The 14,571-nt window shown below is 63.0% G+C and carries 15 protein-coding genes; 10 read left to right on the top strand and 5 right to left on the bottom strand.

Features of this window, described 5'->3' with window-relative positions; all coding sequences use genetic code 11:
* The first annotated feature begins 52 nt into the window (after positions 1 to 52).
* The 9 genes from FJ957_RS15855 to FJ957_RS15895 all read left to right on the top strand — a co-directional run bounded on the left by FJ957_RS15855 (position 53) and on the right by FJ957_RS15895 (position 10,981).
* The gene (locus tag FJ957_RS15855) at positions 53 to 955 is read left to right on the top strand and encodes a branched-chain amino acid ABC transporter permease LivH (protein WP_140832858.1); all 903 of its coding nucleotides are present in this window, start codon (positions 53 to 55) and stop codon (positions 953 to 955) included.
* A 5-nt stretch (positions 956 to 960) separates the two neighbouring features.
* Positions 961 to 2,556, top strand: a complete 1,596-nt coding sequence (livM, locus tag FJ957_RS15860; protein ID WP_140832860.1) for a high-affinity branched-chain amino acid ABC transporter permease LivM — start codon at positions 961 to 963, stop codon at positions 2,554 to 2,556.
* Positions 2,556 to 3,965, top strand: coding sequence for an ATP-binding cassette domain-containing protein (locus FJ957_RS15865; RefSeq protein ID WP_140832862.1), 1,410 nt, complete (start codon positions 2,556 to 2,558; stop codon positions 3,963 to 3,965). The genes livM and FJ957_RS15865 overlap by 1 nt, the downstream gene beginning before the upstream one ends.
* Positions 3,965 to 4,693 carry an ABC transporter ATP-binding protein gene (locus FJ957_RS15870; RefSeq protein ID WP_140832863.1) on the top strand — a complete coding sequence of 243 codons (729 nt, stop codon included), beginning with the start codon at positions 3,965 to 3,967 and terminating at the stop codon, positions 4,691 to 4,693. The genes FJ957_RS15865 and FJ957_RS15870 overlap by 1 nt, the downstream gene beginning before the upstream one ends.
* Before the next feature lie 17 nt (positions 4,694 to 4,710).
* Positions 4,711 to 5,058: a DUF6867 family protein gene (locus FJ957_RS15875; RefSeq protein WP_140832865.1), complete on the top strand. Its 348-nt coding sequence runs from the start codon at positions 4,711 to 4,713 to the stop codon at positions 5,056 to 5,058.
* Between the two features lie 135 nt (positions 5,059 to 5,193).
* The gene (locus tag FJ957_RS15880; RefSeq protein ID WP_140832867.1) at positions 5,194 to 6,312 is read left to right on the top strand and encodes a branched-chain amino acid ABC transporter substrate-binding protein; all 1,119 of its coding nucleotides are present in this window, start codon (positions 5,194 to 5,196) and stop codon (positions 6,310 to 6,312) included.
* Positions 6,313 to 6,638: 326 nt separating this feature from the next.
* Entirely contained in the window at positions 6,639 to 10,097 is a 3,459-nt protein-coding gene (pyc, locus tag FJ957_RS15885; protein WP_140832868.1) for a pyruvate carboxylase, read from the top strand.
* A gap of 151 nt (positions 10,098 to 10,248) precedes the next feature.
* Positions 10,249 to 10,509 carry a DUF2312 domain-containing protein gene (locus FJ957_RS15890; protein ID WP_095767239.1) on the top strand — a complete coding sequence of 87 codons (261 nt, stop codon included), beginning with the start codon at positions 10,249 to 10,251 and terminating at the stop codon, positions 10,507 to 10,509.
* Between the two features lie 22 nt (positions 10,510 to 10,531).
* Positions 10,532 to 10,981, top strand: coding sequence for a hypothetical protein (locus FJ957_RS15895; protein WP_140832870.1), 450 nt, complete (start codon positions 10,532 to 10,534; stop codon positions 10,979 to 10,981).
* A 22-nt stretch (positions 10,982 to 11,003) separates the two neighbouring features.
* Here FJ957_RS15895 and FJ957_RS15900 read toward each other — a convergent pair whose 3' ends face one another.
* Positions 11,004 to 11,522: an arsenate reductase ArsC gene (locus FJ957_RS15900; protein ID WP_140832872.1), complete on the bottom strand. Its 519-nt coding sequence runs from the start codon at positions 11,520 to 11,522 to the stop codon at positions 11,004 to 11,006.
* Between the two features lie 161 nt (positions 11,523 to 11,683).
* On the opposite strand from FJ957_RS15900, the gene FJ957_RS15905 reads away from it, so the two are divergent.
* Positions 11,684 to 12,025: a hypothetical protein gene (locus FJ957_RS15905; RefSeq protein ID WP_140832874.1), complete on the top strand. Its 342-nt coding sequence runs from the start codon at positions 11,684 to 11,686 to the stop codon at positions 12,023 to 12,025.
* Positions 12,026 to 12,131: 106 nt separating this feature from the next.
* Here FJ957_RS15905 and msrB read toward each other — a convergent pair whose 3' ends face one another.
* The 4 genes from msrB to FJ957_RS15925 all read right to left on the bottom strand — a co-directional run bounded on the left by msrB (position 12,132) and on the right by FJ957_RS15925 (position 14,559).
* A complete protein-coding gene (gene msrB / locus FJ957_RS15910) occupies positions 12,132 to 12,536 on the bottom strand; it encodes a peptide-methionine (R)-S-oxide reductase MsrB (RefSeq protein WP_140646549.1) in 405 nt (134 codons plus the stop codon).
* A gap of 93 nt (positions 12,537 to 12,629) precedes the next feature.
* On the bottom strand, positions 12,630 to 13,820 hold the full coding sequence (locus FJ957_RS15915; RefSeq protein WP_140832875.1) for a VWA domain-containing protein: 1,191 nt from the start codon (positions 13,818 to 13,820) through the stop codon (positions 12,630 to 12,632).
* A 9-nt stretch (positions 13,821 to 13,829) separates the two neighbouring features.
* On the bottom strand, positions 13,830 to 14,084 hold the full coding sequence (locus tag FJ957_RS15920; protein ID WP_140832877.1) for a type II toxin-antitoxin system HicB family antitoxin: 255 nt from the start codon (positions 14,082 to 14,084) through the stop codon (positions 13,830 to 13,832).
* Positions 14,085 to 14,112: 28 nt separating this feature from the next.
* A complete protein-coding gene (locus tag FJ957_RS15925; RefSeq protein WP_140832879.1) occupies positions 14,113 to 14,559 on the bottom strand; it encodes a GNAT family N-acetyltransferase in 447 nt (148 codons plus the stop codon).
* Positions 14,560 to 14,571 lie beyond the last annotated feature (12 nt).

Genomic DNA, 14,571 nt, shown 5'->3' on the forward strand with positions numbered 1-14,571 from the left:
TACGAAAAGGAATGCGTCCTCAAAAGCGACATTCCAGGGGAGCCGCTTAAATATGCAGTACTTCGTCCAGCAGCTTATCAATGGGCTGACGTTGGGGTCGATCTATGGCCTGATCGCGATCGGCTATACGATGGTCTACGGCATCATCGGCATGATCAATTTCGCGCATGGCGACATCTTCATGGTCGGCGCCTTCACCGCGCTCATTGTCTTCCTGATCCTTGGCGCATTGTTCTATTCGGTGCCGGTCGTGGTGGCGCTTCTGATCATGATGATCGTGGCGATGCTGCTCACCAGTCTCTACAACTGGACGATCGAAAAAGTGGCTTATCGGCCGCTGCGCGGATCGTTCCGGCTGGCGCCGCTGATCACCGCCATCGGCATGTCGATCGCGCTGTCCAATTTCGTGCAGGTCACGCAAGGCCCGCGCAACAAGCCGATCCCGCCGATGGTGTCGCAGGTTTACACGATCGACGGCATCAGCATCTCGCTGAAGCAGATCATCATCGTGCTGGTCACCGCCGCGCTGCTGGCGATCTTCTGGTACCTCGTCAACAGGACGGCGCTCGGGCGGGCCCAACGCGCCTGCGAGCAGGATCGCAAGATGGCGGCGCTGCTCGGCGTCGACGTCGACCGCACCATCTCCATCACCTTCATCATGGGCGCCGCCCTTGCTGCCGTCGCCGGCACGCTGTTCCTGATGTATTACGGCGTCGTGGTGTTCTCGGACGGCTTCGTGCCGGGCGTGAAGGCCTTTACGGCGGCTGTGCTTGGCGGCATCGGCTCACTGCCCGGCGCGGTGCTCGGAGGACTGCTCATCGGCTTCATCGAGAGCATGTGGTCGGCCTATTTCTCGATCGACTACAAGGACGTCGCCGCCTTCTCGATCCTGGCGATCGTGCTCATCTTCCTGCCCTCCGGCATCCTCGGCCGGCCTGAAGTCGAAAAGGTCTGATCCTCATGGCCGTTACCGTGTCTTCGGAGCGCGACGCCGTCGCTACTCCAGTCCAGCGCGCTTTTCGCGAAGCGCTCTATGCAGGCGCCATCTCGCTCGGCCTGTTCGTGCTGTTCATCGGTCTCAGGACCGACCAGAATATCTCCAACGAACTGATCCTGGTGCAGCGCTGGGGCCTGCTTGCCCTGGTGGTCATCGCCACTGCCGTGGGCCGCTTCCTGTATGTCGCCTATGGCCAGCCCTTCGTGGCCAGCCTGAAGATCGCCGACATCGACACAGGCCTGCTGCCCGACACCATGGCGGCACGCTTTTTCAGGATGCCTTATTTCATAGCCGCGGTCGTTGTCGCAGCCTTGCTGTTTGTGCTGGCCGGCTCGCTTGACGGGCTGCTCGGACCCGACCTTGCCGGCTACGCACGCTTTGTGCGGGCGCTGGCGATCATTTATGCCGTCGCCTGGGTGATGTATTATTTCCGGGCCTTCATCCACGCCCACTTCTCGGCATTGGGCATCAGCGCGCTGGCGCTCTATCCGATCGTCGTCGTGCTGGTGCTTGCGCTCGTAACAGGATCGATGGCGGGAGGGTTTCAGGGCTCTCTGAAGTGGGTCGACAATTTCGGCATACAGATCCTGATCTATGTGATGCTGGCCTGGGGGCTGAACATCGTCATCGGCCTCGCCGGCCTGCTCGATCTGGGCTACGTCGCCTTCTATGCCGTCGGCGCCTATGCCTATGCGCTGCTCGGCACGCATTTCGGTCTGTCGTTCTGGATCCTGCTGCCCGCCGCCGGCTGCATGGCCGCCTTCTGGGGCGTCATGCTCGGCTTTCCGGTGCTGCGTTTGCGTGGCGACTATCTGGCGATCGTCACCCTTGCCTTCGGCGAGATCATCCGCCTCGTCCTGATCAACTGGCGCGAGGTGACAAACGGATCGGCCGGCATTTCCGGCATTCCAAAGGTCTCCTTTTTCGGACTGATGTCGTTCAACGTCTCGGATCCGAACTACATCGCCAAGGTGCTGCACATCGCCACATCGAGCGCCTATTACAAGATCTTCCTTTACTATCTGATCCTCGGACTCTGTCTTTTGACCGCCTTCGTTACCATCAGGCTGCGCCGGCTGCCGGTCGGCAGGGCGTGGGAAGCGCTACGCGAGGACGAGATCGCCTGCCGCTCGCTCGGCATCAACACCACCACCACCAAGCTGACGGCGTTCGCCACCGGCGCCATGTTCGGCGGCTTCGCCGGCTCGTTCTTTGCCGCACGGCAAGGTTTCGTCAGCCCCGAATCCTTCGTCTTCCTGGAATCGGCGATTGTCCTCGCCATCGTCGTGCTCGGCGGCATGGGTTCGCTGGTCGGCATCGCCGTGGCGGCGCTGGTGATGATCGGCGGCACAGAAGCGTTGCGAGAGCTCGACTTCCTGAAACGGGTCTTCGGTCCCGATTTCACGCCTGAACTCTACCGCATGCTTCTGTTCGGCATGGCCATGGTCATCGTCATGCTGTGGAAGCCGCGCGGCTTCGTCGGCAGCCGCGAGCCGACAGCCTTCCTGAAGGAGCGAAGAGCGGTTTCAAGCTCCTTCACCAAGGAGGGACACGGCTGATGAACGCGACTCCTTCCTCGAAAGACTTCATTCTGCAGGTCGAGCATTTGTCGATGAAATTCGGCGGCCTGGTCGCTATCGGCGACCTGTCGTTCCAGGCCAGGCGCGGCGAGATCACGGCGCTGATCGGGCCGAACGGCGCCGGCAAGACGACGGTGTTCAACTGCATCACCGGCTTCTACAAACCGTCGGAAGGCATGATCACGCTGAACCGGAACGACGGCTCGACCTATCTGCTCGAACGCCTGCCCAACCATGAGATCCCTGCGCGCGCCAAGGTGGCGCGTACCTTCCAGAACATCCGCCTGTTCTCGGGCATGACGCTGCTGGAGAACCTTCTGGTCGCGCAGCACAACAAGCTGATGAAGGCTTCGGGCTATACTCTCCTCGGCCTGTTCGGCTTTCCGAGCTATCGCCAGGCCTCGGCCGAGTCGATCGATCTCGCCAGGCACTGGCTGGAGAAGGCAGATCTTGTCGATCGCGCCGACGATCCCGCAGGCGACTTGCCCTATGGCGCGCAGCGGCGCCTGGAAATCGCGCGCGCCATGTGCACAGGGCCGGAGCTTCTGTGCCTTGACGAGCCGGCCGCCGGCCTCAATCCGAAGGAATCGGCGGCGCTCAACGAGCTGTTGATGGGCATCAAGAGCACCGGCACGTCGATCCTGCTCATCGAGCACGACATGTCGGTGGTGATGCAGATCTCCGATCACGTCGTGGTGCTCGAATACGGCCGCAAGATTTCCGACGGCAATCCGGAATCGGTCCGTACCGATCCGCGCGTCATCGCCGCCTATCTCGGCGTCGACGACGAGGAAGTCGAGACGGTGCTGACCGAAGTCGGCGACGAGGATGTCATCGAGCAGCTCGATACGGGCCCCGACTCCGCGCACGGACCGGGCAATTCCGCTTCGATGATGGCCGGGCCGGTTTCCGACAGCGTCGAACACGCCGGCGAGGGCGAGCGGGTCACGGTGTCGAAGGGCGCCTCGAAAGCGGCGCAGGTCGATGCGCGCGCCGCGGCGATCGCCAGCAAGCCGATCGCGGCTCCGGCAGCGACGAAGCCGGCGGCGAGGAAGCCGGCCGCAAAAGCGCCGGCGAAAAAGGCAATCGCAAAGGCCCCGGCCACGAAAGCCGGCGGCATCTCCAATCGCCTCGACGCGCCGCGTGGCGGCAAGGCGGACAGTCTGATCCGCATCAAGGGCATCGGCCCGGTCAACGAGCGAAAGCTGAACGAGCACGGCATCTTCCATTTCGACCAGATCGCCGCCTGGAAGAAGGCCGACATCGACGCGGCGGAAGCCTATCTCGCCTTTGACGGGCGTATTGCCCGCGAAGACTGGATCGGCCAGGCGAAGGCGCTGGCGAACGAAGTGGCGGCCAAGCCCGCGACACGTGGAGGGCGTAAATAATGGCCGGCACAACGCTGCTCGACATCAAGGGCGTCGAAACCTACTACGGCAACATCCGGGCGCTGAATGGCGTCAACGTGCAGGTTAACCAGGGTGAGATCGTGGCGCTGATCGGTGCCAACGGCGCCGGCAAATCGACATTGATGATGACCATCTTCGGCGCGCCGCGCGCGCGTACCGGCAGCATCACCTTCGCCGGCGCCGACATCACACAGATGCCGACGCACGAGATCGCCCGCCTGCGCATCGCCCAGTCGCCGGAAGGACGCCGCATCTTCCCGCGCATGACGGTGATGGAAAACCTGCAGATGGGCGCCAGCCTCGACAACCTCAAGCACTACGACGAGGACGTCGAGAAGGTGTTCACGCTGTTCCCGCGGCTGAAGGAGCGCATCGCCCAGCGCGGCGGCACGCTGTCGGGCGGCGAGCAGCAGATGTTGTCGATCGGGCGCGCCCTGATGGCGCGGCCGAAACTGCTTCTGCTCGACGAGCCGTCGCTTGGTCTCGCGCCGCTGATCGTCAAGCAGATATTCGACGCCATCCGCGAGCTCAACAAGACGCAGGGACTGACTGTATTCCTGGTCGAGCAGAACGCTTTTGGGGCGCTCAAGCTCGCCACGCGCGGCTATGTCATGGTCAACGGCAATGTGACGATGAGCGGCACCGGCAAGGAACTGCTCGCCAATCCGGAAGTGCGCGCCGCCTATCTCGAAGGCGGACATCACTGAGATCGAGGACATCAATCATGCAGGGCATTATCTACGAAGAAGCCTCGATCTGGCAGTTCCTGTTCGTCACCTGCCTGCTCGGCGGCTGGGCGGCATGGATGACCGGCAAGGCCGCCGCTCAGACCTGGAGCACCTACGTTCAGCTGTTTTTCTACATGCTGGGTCTCGGCGTCGGCATCAGGTTCATCCATCACGCCTTGTTCGACGGCACAATGTTCTCGCTGCATTACTATATCATCGATACCATCGTGCTGATGATCCTGGGCTTTCTCGGCTATCAATACACGCGCACCAACCAGATGGTCACACAGTATAACTGGCTCTATGAAAGAGCTTCATTGTTAAGCTGGAAACCGAAAGGTTGACGTTCACCATTGCGCCGTTCGGACATGAATCGGCGTGACAAGTGCCTGAAAATCGGCATTCTATGCTTTCTGCGATAAGGGTGGGCATCGCATGAAAGTATCATCCACGCCCACTCCGTAAATGGGAGCGTTTCAATGAAAAAATCACTCTTGTCCGCCGTTGCGCTGACCGCGTTCGTCGCGTTCAGCGGCAGCGCGTGGGCCGCTGACATCCTGATCGGCGTCGCCGGTCCGATCACCGGCCCGAACGCCGCGTTCGGCGCACAGCTGCAGAAGGGCGCGGAACAGGCGATCGCCGACATCAACGCGGCGGGCGGCATCAATGGCCAGCAGCTCAAGCTCGAGATCGGCGACGATGTCTCCGACCCCAAGCAGGGCATCTCGGTCGCCAACAAGTTCGTCGCCGACGGCGTCAAGTATGTCGACGGCCACTTCAACTCCGGCGTGTCGATCCCGGCCTCGGAAGTCTACCAGGAAAACGGCATCCTCGAGATCACGCCGGCCGCGACCAACCCGAAGTTCACCGAGCGCGGCATGTGGAACACCTTCCGCACCTGCGGTCGTGACGACCAGCAGGGCAAGGTGGCCGGCGACTACATCGCCAAGAACTTCAAGGACGCCAAGATCGCCATCATCCACGACAAGACGCCTTATGGCCAGGGCCTCGCCGATGAGACCAAGAAAAACCTCAACGCCAACGGCATCACGGAAGTGTTGTACGAAGGCGTGAATGTCGGCGACAAGGACTTCTCGGCCCTCATCGCCAAGATGAAGGAAAACGGCGTCACGCTCATCTACTGGGGCGGCCTGCACACCGAAGCCGGCCTGATCATCCGTCAGTCGGCCGACCAAGGCCTGAAGGCGCCGCTGTTCTCGGGCGACGGCATCGTCTCCAACGAACTGGCCTCGATCGCGGGCGACGCCGTCGCCGGCACGCTCAACACCTTCGCTCCGGATCCGCGCAAGAATCCGGCCGCCAAGGAAGTGGTCGAGAAGTTCCGCGCCAACGGCTTCGAACCGGAAGCCTACACGCTCTACTCCTATGCCGCGGTGCAGATCATCGCCCAGGCCATCGCCAAGACCGGCTCGGCCGACGACGCGCAGAAGGTTGCGGAGACGATCAGGGCCAACACCTGGAAGACGGCCATCGGTGACATCGGCTACGACGCCAAGGGCGACATCACCCGTCCTGACTATGTCATCTATGAATGGAAGAAGGGTGACGACGGCAAGTACAGCTACTTCGAGAAATAAGCCGGCAAACCCTAAAGCAGGTCGCGAGACCTGCTTCAGGTCTTTCGTTTCAAACATGTCTTTGTCCCGAACCGCTGCGCACTTTCGGGAGGCATGCTTGAGCCGACTTTTCGGAAATGCCCGGCGCACGCGCCGGGCATTTTCGTTTGCGGGTGGAGGCCGACCGGAAAGCTCCGCGTCGCGCGCTCGAAGAACGGCAATAACAGTTTGACGCAAACAAGCGACTTAAATCGTTTTAGGTGTCGCTCAAATTTGTTTGCAGTGCAGCATTTTCACGCTAATCATTGCGCCGGTTCATCTTCCCTTACGCTGCTGGAGCCCAGTCCTTGGCCATCACGAAGATCCTCGTCGCCAACCGGTCCGAAATCGCCATCCGCGTGTTCCGCGCGGCCAACGAGCTCGGCCTCAAAACCGTGGCGATCTGGGCGGAGGAGGACAAATATTCGCTGCACCGCTTCAAGGCCGACGAGAGCTACCAGGTCGGGCGCGGACCGCATCTGGCCAAGGACATGGGTCCGATCGAAAGCTACCTGTCGATCGAGGAGGTGATCCGGGTCGCCAGGCTGTCGGGCGCCGACGCCATCCACCCCGGTTACGGGCTGCTGTCGGAAAGCCCGGAATTTGCCGAGGCCTGCGCCGAGGCCGGCGTCACCTTCATCGGCCCGAAGCCGGAAACGATGCGCCGGCTGGGCAACAAGGTCGCCGCGCGCAACCTGGCGATCGAGGTCGGCGTGCCGGTCGTGCCGGCAACCGATCCGCTGCCCGACGACATGGACGAGGTCAAGAAGCTCGCCGCGCAAATCGGCTATCCGGTGATGCTCAAGGCCTCGTGGGGCGGCGGCGGCCGCGGCATGCGGGCCATCCGCGCCGAGGCCGACCTCGCGCGCGAGGTCGTGGAAGGCAAGCGCGAGGCCAAGGCGGCCTTCGGCAAGGACGAGGTCTATCTCGAAAAGCTGATCGAGCGCGCCCGCCATGTCGAGGTGCAGGTGCTGGGCGACACCCACGGCAACGCCGTGCACCTGTTCGAGCGCGACTGCTCGATCCAGCGCCGCAACCAGAAGGTCGTGGAGCGCGCGCCGGCGCCCTATCTCAGCGAGAAGCTGCGCCAGGAGCTTTGCGGCCATGCGCTGAAGATCGCGCGCGAAACCGCCTATATCGGCGCCGGCACGGTCGAGTTCCTGCAGGACGCCGACACCGGCAAGTTCTATTTCATCGAGGTCAATCCGCGCATCCAGGTCGAGCATACCGTCACCGAGCAGGTGACCGGCATCGACATCGTGAAGGCGCAGATCCACATCCTCGACGGCTTTGCCATCGGCACGCCGGAATCGGGGGTGCCGGCGCAACAGGACATCAGGCTCAACGGCCACGCGCTGCAGTGCCGCATCACCACCGAGGATCCGGAGCACAATTTCATCCCGGACTATGGCCGCATCACCGCCTATCGCGAAGCGGCCGGCTTCGGCATCCGGCTCGACGGCGGCACCGCCTATTCGGGCGCGGTCATCACCCGCTTCTACGATCCGCTGCTCGAAAAGGTGACGGCCTGGGCGCCGACGCCCGGCGAGGCGATCTCGCGCATGAACCGGGCGCTGCGCGAGTTCCGCATCCGCGGCGTCGCGACCAACCTCACCTTCCTCGAAGCGATCATCAACCACCCGCGCTTCGCCGACAATTCCTACACGACCAGGTTCATCGACACGACGCCGGAACTGTTCGAGCAGGTGAAGCGGCAGGACCGCGCCACCAAGTTGCTCAACTACCTGGCCGATGTCAGCGTCAACGGCCATCCCGAGACGCGCGGCCGGCCGATGCCGAAGGCGAATGCGGCGGCACCGGTGGTGCCCTATCTCAATGGCCATATCCCGGACGGCAGCAAGCAGAGGCTCGATGCGCTCGGCCCGGAAAAATTCGCGGCCTGGATGCGAGAGCAGCGACAGGTGCTGGTCACCGACACCACGATGCGCGACGGCCACCAGTCGCTGCTCGCCACGCGCATGCGCACGCATGACATCGTCGGCATCGCCGGCACCTATGCGCGGGCGCTGCCGCGGTTGCTCTCGCTGGAATGCTGGGGCGGCGCCACCTTCGACGTCGCCATGCGCTTCCTCACCGAGGATCCATGGGAGCGGCTGAGCAAGGTGCGCGAGGCGGCGCCCAACCTTCTGCTGCAGATGCTTTTGCGCGGCGCCAACGGTGTCGGCTACACCAATTATCCCGACAATGTCGTCCAGCATTTCGTCCGCCAAGCGGCTAGCGGCGGCGTCGATCTGTTCCGCGTCTTCGACTGCCTGAACTGGGTGGAGAACATGCGCGTCGCCATGGACGCGGTGGGCGCCGAGGGCAAGCTGGTCGAAGCGGCGATGTGCTACACCGGCGACATCCTCGATCCGGCGCGCGCCAAATACGACCTCAAATACTATGTCGGGCTGGCCAAGGAACTGGAGGCCGCCGGCGCGCATATCGTTGCCGTCAAGGACATGGCCGGCCTGCTGAAGCCGGCCGCGGCGCGCGTGCTGTTCAGGGCGCTGCGCGAGGCGACCGACCTGCCGATCCATTTCCACACGCACGATACGTCAGGCCTCTCGGCGGCGACGGTGCTCGCGGCGGTGGAGAGCGGCGCCGACGCCATCGACGCGGCGATGGATTCCTTCTCCGGCAACACTTCGCAGCCCTGCCTCGGCTCGATCGTCGAGGCGCTGAAGGGCACCGAGCGCGATCCCGGCCTCGATCCGCAGTGGATCCGCCGCATCTCCTTCTACTGGGAAGCGGTGCGCAACCAGTACGCCGCCTTCGAGAGCGATCTCAAGGGACCTGTCTCGGAAGTCTACCTGCACGAAATGCCGGGCGGCCAGTTCACCAACCTCAAGGAACAGGCGCGCTCGCTTGGGCTGGAGACGCGCTGGCATGAGGTCGCGCAGGCCTATCACGACGTCAACCTGATGTTCGGCGACATCGTCAAGGTGACGCCGTCGTCCAAGGTGGTCGGCGACATGGCGCTGATGATGGTCAGCCAGGATCTGACCGTTGCCGACGTCGAGAATACGGCCAAGGATATCGCCTTCCCGGATTCGGTCGTGTCGATGCTGCGCGGCGATCTCGGCCAGTCGCCAGGCGGCTGGCCGGCAGCGCTGCAGAAGAAGGCTCTGAAGGGCGAGAAGCCGATCACCGTTCGGCCCGGCTCGCTGCTGAAAGCAGCCGACCTCAAGGCCAGCCGCAAGGACATCGAGACGAAGCTCGACCGCAAGCTCTCGGAATACGAGTTCGCGTCGTGGCTGATGTACCCGAAGGTGTTCACCGACTTCGCCGCGGCGCAGGAGACCTACGGGCCGGTGAGCGTGCTGCCGACGCCGACCTATTTCTACGGCATGAAGTCGGAAGACGAGATCTTCCTCGATATCGAGAAGGGCAAGACCCTGGTGGTTCGCTGCCAGGCGTTCGGCGATGTCGACGACAAAGGCATGGTCACCGTGTTCTTCGAGCTCAACGGCCAGCCGCGCCGCGTCAAGGTGCCGGACAGGGCGCATGGCGCGTCCGCCGCCAAGGCGCGCCGCAAGGCCGAGCCCGGCAATGAGGGGCATGTCGGCGCGCCGATGCCCGGCGTGGTGTCGGCGCTTGCCGTGGCGGCCGGACAGGCGGTCAAGGCTGGCGATGTGCTGCTGTCGATTGAGGCGATGAAGATGGAAACCGCGCTTCATGCCGAACGCGACGGCGAGATCGCCGAGGTGCTGGTCAAGGCCGGCGACCAGATCGATGCGAAGGATCTGCTGGTCGCCTTCAAATAACAGCCTGATCGGGATTTTGAACGGCGGCTGACAGCAGCCGTCCACAGCCGCTCGACAAGTGTCTTGACCCGCCGCGCCCGCTCGGGCAGGGAACCCGCTCCAATTCGCCGTGGCGGGAATCGCCATGGCTCCAGAAGACGCGGAGAGAAAAATGGCCGACGAAATCACCGAGACCAGCCAGACTGTAGCCGCCGGCCAGCTGCGCACCATCATCGAGCGCATCGAGCGGCTCGAGGAAGAAAAGAAGACGATCTCCGACGACATCAAGGACGTCTATGCCGAAGCCAAGGGCACCGGCTTCGACACCAAGGCGATCCGCACGATCGTGCGGCTGCGCAAGAAGGACCAGGCCGAGCGCCAGGAAGAAGAGTCGATCTTGGACCTCTACAAGGCCGCCCTCGGCATGGCGTAAGCCTCATGGCCGGAGGCCGGCCATGAGTGAATTCGACTTCGGCGGCCGTCGCGCCTCGGAGTTCCGCCATCGCGGCTTCTGGGCGCTGTTCGCCGAGCGGCACCCGGAAGAGAGGTCCAGGCTCGCGCGGCGCGGACCGTGGTTCTGGCAACGCGGGCTGCCTGACTTCGCGCTGGTGCTTTCGATGTATGTCGCGCCGGCGCAGAGCCATGTCGGCGTCTTCTTCGGGCGTAACGAAAAATTCGGTGCCACGGACTCCTGGTCCCGGCTGAAGCCGTTCCAGCCGGCGATCGAAGCCAGGCTGAAACTCAAGCCGGAACAAAGCGCCCAGAATCTCGGCATCAATTCACTGTGGCGCGTCAACTGCTATGCCGAGGACAACTGGCCGGCGATGGCCGACTGGCTGGCGAACGAATGCTCGCGCTTCGAACGGGCCGTCGTCGAGGTGCTCGGAGACGAAGGCCTGCCGTAAGATTGACTGCCTACCGCTGCTCTTACGCGCTTTCAGCTCGCCGCCGCCCATCGCGGCCGATTTCATCCAGACGCTGCTGCAGGGCCAAGTGATCGAGCGATGTTATCGGCAGGTTCGTGAACAGCGCGATGCGGTTGCCGACCATGCGATAAGCCTCGGCGAAAGCGAAATGCTGCTCGGCTTCAGTGCCACTGGCCTTGGAGGGATCGGGGACAGCCCAAAGCGCGGTCATCGGATGGCCTGGCCAGACCGGACAGCTTTCATTCGCTGTGGTGTCGCAGAGGGTGAAGACGAAGTCCATCTCCGGTGCGTCCGGCCCTGAAAATTCGTCCCAGCTCTTCGACCGGGCAAACGACGTGTCGTGGCCCATGCTCTCCAACAACTGAATCGCACGGGGCTGGACGGTGCCTTTCGGTCGCGAGCCAGCGGAATAGCCCTTGAAGCGGCCGGCCCCGAGCTTGTTAAGTATGGCTTCGGCCATGATCGAGCGGGCCGAATTGGCATTACAGAGAAAGAGAACGTTGTAGACCTGATCGCTCATTCCGAACTCCTGGGTGTTGCGGCGAAAACGACAGAATACGATATGGGTCACGTGTCTGTGATCGTACAGGTTTTGGCGGCGGATTTCTGCGGCATCAGCATCAAATTTCGCAGCATCATCCCGCCGAAACCTTCGGCGCTCCGCTCAACGAGGCTTGATTGATGGGTGACTTCGACCCCACGGGCGTGACAGCGCTAATCGATCACAAAGCCGGCTTCTTGCGCTCACGCTGGAGGGGCGAAGCGCCGCTCGACCGGCTGTTCTGGCGCGACATGCTGCTTGTCGGGACGATCGTGAGCATCGCCTCTTCGGCGCTGGCGCTGGTCCTGCTTGGGCTGAAGCTGCCGCTCTGGCTGGTGCTGGCGGTGCATTTTCTCCCCGTTCCCTACACCATCTTCCTGACGGTCGCCGTCTGGCGGACCGCGGAGAAGGTCGGGGGTTTCAAGGCGCAACTGATGATGCTGGGCTCGGCGCTCTGGTTGATCGCGACGGCCATCGTCTAGAGCATGATGTCGCCCGAAAACCGCTTCGCGCTTTTCGGCGTCATGCTCTGAGCTCGCATGAAAAAGGGCGGCCGAGGCCGCCCTTTGCGACGTCATTCACGAGGCTTCAAGCTGCCGGCTCGAAGCGCAGCGCCACGCCATTGATGCAATAGCGCAGGCCGGTCGGCGGCGGGCCATCCTCGAAGACATGGCCGAGATGGCTGCCGCAGCGCGCGCAATGGCATTCGGTGCGGACCATGCCGTAGCTGCGGTCGACAGTGGTGTCGATCGAGCCCGGGACCGGATCGTTGAAGCTCGGCCAGCCGGTGCCGCTCTCGAACTTCAGCTTGGATTCGAACAGCGGCTGGTCGCAGCCGACGCAGTAGAAGGTGCCGGCGCGCTTCTCGTAGAGCAGGGCGCAGCTGCCGGGGCGCTCGGTGCCGTGATTGCGCATCACGGCATACTGCTCCGGCGTCAGCCGGGCGCGCCACTCGGCGTCGGTGCGGGTGACGGGATAGGCGTGGGTGTCCATGGAATCTCCTCGGCCTTGGCGGCTCGTTGTTGCTTGCAACGGGTATTCGCCGAAACATAGGCATTTGTTACAAACGCTGCCAGCGAAAGCGAGCTAATGCTTGCGCGACAACTGCTTTGTCGCCGCTTCGAGCCCGGCCAATGTCAGCGGGAACATGCGGCCGCCGAAGATGTCGCCGATCAACTGGATCGAATGCGTGTAGCGCCAGTTCTTCTCGGCTTCCGGGTTTAGCCAGATCGCGTTCGGCCATTGCTGCAAGAGCCGCGCCAGCCACACGCTGCCGGCCTCCGGGTTCCAATGCTCGACCGAGCCGCCCGGATGGGCGATCTCGTAGGGGCTCATCGAGGCGTCGCCGACGACGATCACCTTGTAGTCAGGCCCGTATTTGTGGATCAGGTCGAAGGTCGGGATCGTCTCGGCCAGCCGCCGCCGATTGTCCTTCCAGACGCGCTCGTAGAGGCAATTGTGGAAATAGAAATATTCGAGCTGGCGGAACTCGGCGCGCGCGGCCGAGAACAGCTCCTCGACGCCGCGGATATGGTCGTCCATCGAGCCGCCGACATCGAAGAACATCAAAAGCTTCACCGCGTTGCGCCGCTCGGGCCGCGTTTTGACGTCGAGATAGCCGTGCTCGGCGGTGGCGTGGATGGTGCCGGGAAGGTCGAACTCCTCCTCCGCGCCCTCGCGCACCCAACGGCGCAGCCGCTTCAGCGCTACCTTGATGTTGCGGGTGCCGAGCTCGACGGTGTCGTCGAAATTCCTGAACTCGCGCTTGTCCCAAACCTTCACCGCCCGGCGATGCCGGCTCTCGTGCTGGCCGATGCGCACGCCTTCGGGGTTGTAGCCATAGGCGCCGAAGGGCGAGGTGCCGCCGGTGCCGATCCATTTCGAGCCGCCCTGGTGGCGGCCCTTCTGTTCCTCAAGGCGTTGCTTCAAGGTTTCCATTAGCTTGTCGAAGCCGCCCAAAGCCTCGACGAGCTTCTTCTCCTCCTCGGTCAGATGCTTTTCGGCCAGCCGGCGCAGCCACTCTTCCGGGATGTTGGCGACGTCGACGGCGTCTGGACCGCCAAGCGCCTCGACGCCCTTGAAGACATGCGCGAAGACCTGGTCGAAACGGTCGATATGGCGCTCGTCCTTCACCAGGGCCGAGCGCGCGAGGTAGTAGAAAGCCTCGACGTCATAATCGACCAGCCCGGCTTCCAGCCCTTCCAGCAGCGACAGATATTCCCTGAGCGAAACGGGAACCCGCGCGGCCTTCAGTTCGAGGAAGAAGGGGATGAACATCGGCTATCTCTAACCAATGACCACGGCGGACCCACCTGAGATGCAGTCGATTTCGCCTGATCTCAGCAGACCAGCCAATGTACGTGGGCTGGGGATGGGCAGGCGCTTCGCAATACGAATCTCAGTCCATTCCCGGGTCGCGAGCGCTGCGTCGGCAACCGCTTCGTCGGGGCTCGCGCCACCGCCACGGCAACCCGGAAGATCGGGTATCCGAACCCCCCAGACGTCATCGGCACCGTCCAAAATTCCTACATAGCAGGTCATTCAGCTCGTTCCGGGTTTTCAAATTGCCTTATAGCAGATCGTACTCGATGAAGCCCGTTCGCCGCGCCACATGATCGTAGAGCCGACGCGCCGTGGCGTTGGTCTCGTGCGTCATCCAGTAGACGTTTTTCACCCCAATCTTGCCGGCCTCGTCCTGCACCGCTTTGATGAGCGCGGCGCCCACGCCCTTGCCGCGCACTTCGGGGTCGGCGAACAGGTCCTGCAGATAACAGTTGTTTTTCTCGGACCAGCCTGAGCGGTGATAGAGATAATGGGTGAGGCCGACAGCCTTGCCGTCGAGCGTGGCAATGAAACCCTTCGGCTCGAACTCGCCGTTCGTGAACAGGCGCTTCCAGGTGATCGCGTAGACCTCTTCCGGCAGCTTCGTCTCATAAAAAGTCAGATAGTCGGTCCACAGCCGGCGCCAGTCCGCGTGGTCGGACTGCGCGAGTGGGCGGATGGTGATCTCGGACATTTTTTTCCTCCA

The organism is Mesorhizobium sp. B2-4-6 (genome assembly GCF_006442775.1).
Taxonomy (GTDB): Bacteria; Pseudomonadota; Alphaproteobacteria; order Rhizobiales; family Rhizobiaceae; genus Mesorhizobium.

Coding starts and splice junctions, on each gene's coding strand:
- FJ957_RS15865 (WP_140832862.1), top strand. CDS start 2,556: ATGAACGCGACTCCTTCCTCGAAAGACTTCATTCTGCAGGTCGAGCAT.
- FJ957_RS15920 (WP_140832877.1), bottom strand. CDS start 14,084: ATGACCTGCTATGTAGGAATTTTGGACGGTGCCGATGACGTCTGGGGG.
- FJ957_RS15875 (WP_140832865.1), top strand. CDS start 4,711: ATGCAGGGCATTATCTACGAAGAAGCCTCGATCTGGCAGTTCCTGTTC.
- FJ957_RS15855 (WP_140832858.1), top strand. CDS start 53: ATGCAGTACTTCGTCCAGCAGCTTATCAATGGGCTGACGTTGGGGTCG.
- FJ957_RS15925 (WP_140832879.1), bottom strand. CDS start 14,559: ATGTCCGAGATCACCATCCGCCCACTCGCGCAGTCCGACCACGCGGAC.
- msrB (WP_140646549.1), bottom strand. CDS start 12,536: ATGGACACCCACGCCTATCCCGTCACCCGCACCGACGCCGAGTGGCGC.
- FJ957_RS15880 (WP_140832867.1), top strand. CDS start 5,194: ATGAAAAAATCACTCTTGTCCGCCGTTGCGCTGACCGCGTTCGTCGCG.
- FJ957_RS15915 (WP_140832875.1), bottom strand. CDS start 13,820: ATGTTCATCCCCTTCTTCCTCGAACTGAAGGCCGCGCGGGTTCCCGTT.
- FJ957_RS15900 (WP_140832872.1), bottom strand. CDS start 11,522: ATGAGCGATCAGGTCTACAACGTTCTCTTTCTCTGTAATGCCAATTCG.
- FJ957_RS15870 (WP_140832863.1), top strand. CDS start 3,965: ATGGCCGGCACAACGCTGCTCGACATCAAGGGCGTCGAAACCTACTAC.
- FJ957_RS15890 (WP_095767239.1), top strand. CDS start 10,249: ATGGCCGACGAAATCACCGAGACCAGCCAGACTGTAGCCGCCGGCCAG.
- FJ957_RS15905 (WP_140832874.1), top strand. CDS start 11,684: ATGGGTGACTTCGACCCCACGGGCGTGACAGCGCTAATCGATCACAAA.
- FJ957_RS15895 (WP_140832870.1), top strand. CDS start 10,532: ATGAGTGAATTCGACTTCGGCGGCCGTCGCGCCTCGGAGTTCCGCCAT.
- livM (WP_140832860.1), top strand. CDS start 961: ATGGCCGTTACCGTGTCTTCGGAGCGCGACGCCGTCGCTACTCCAGTC.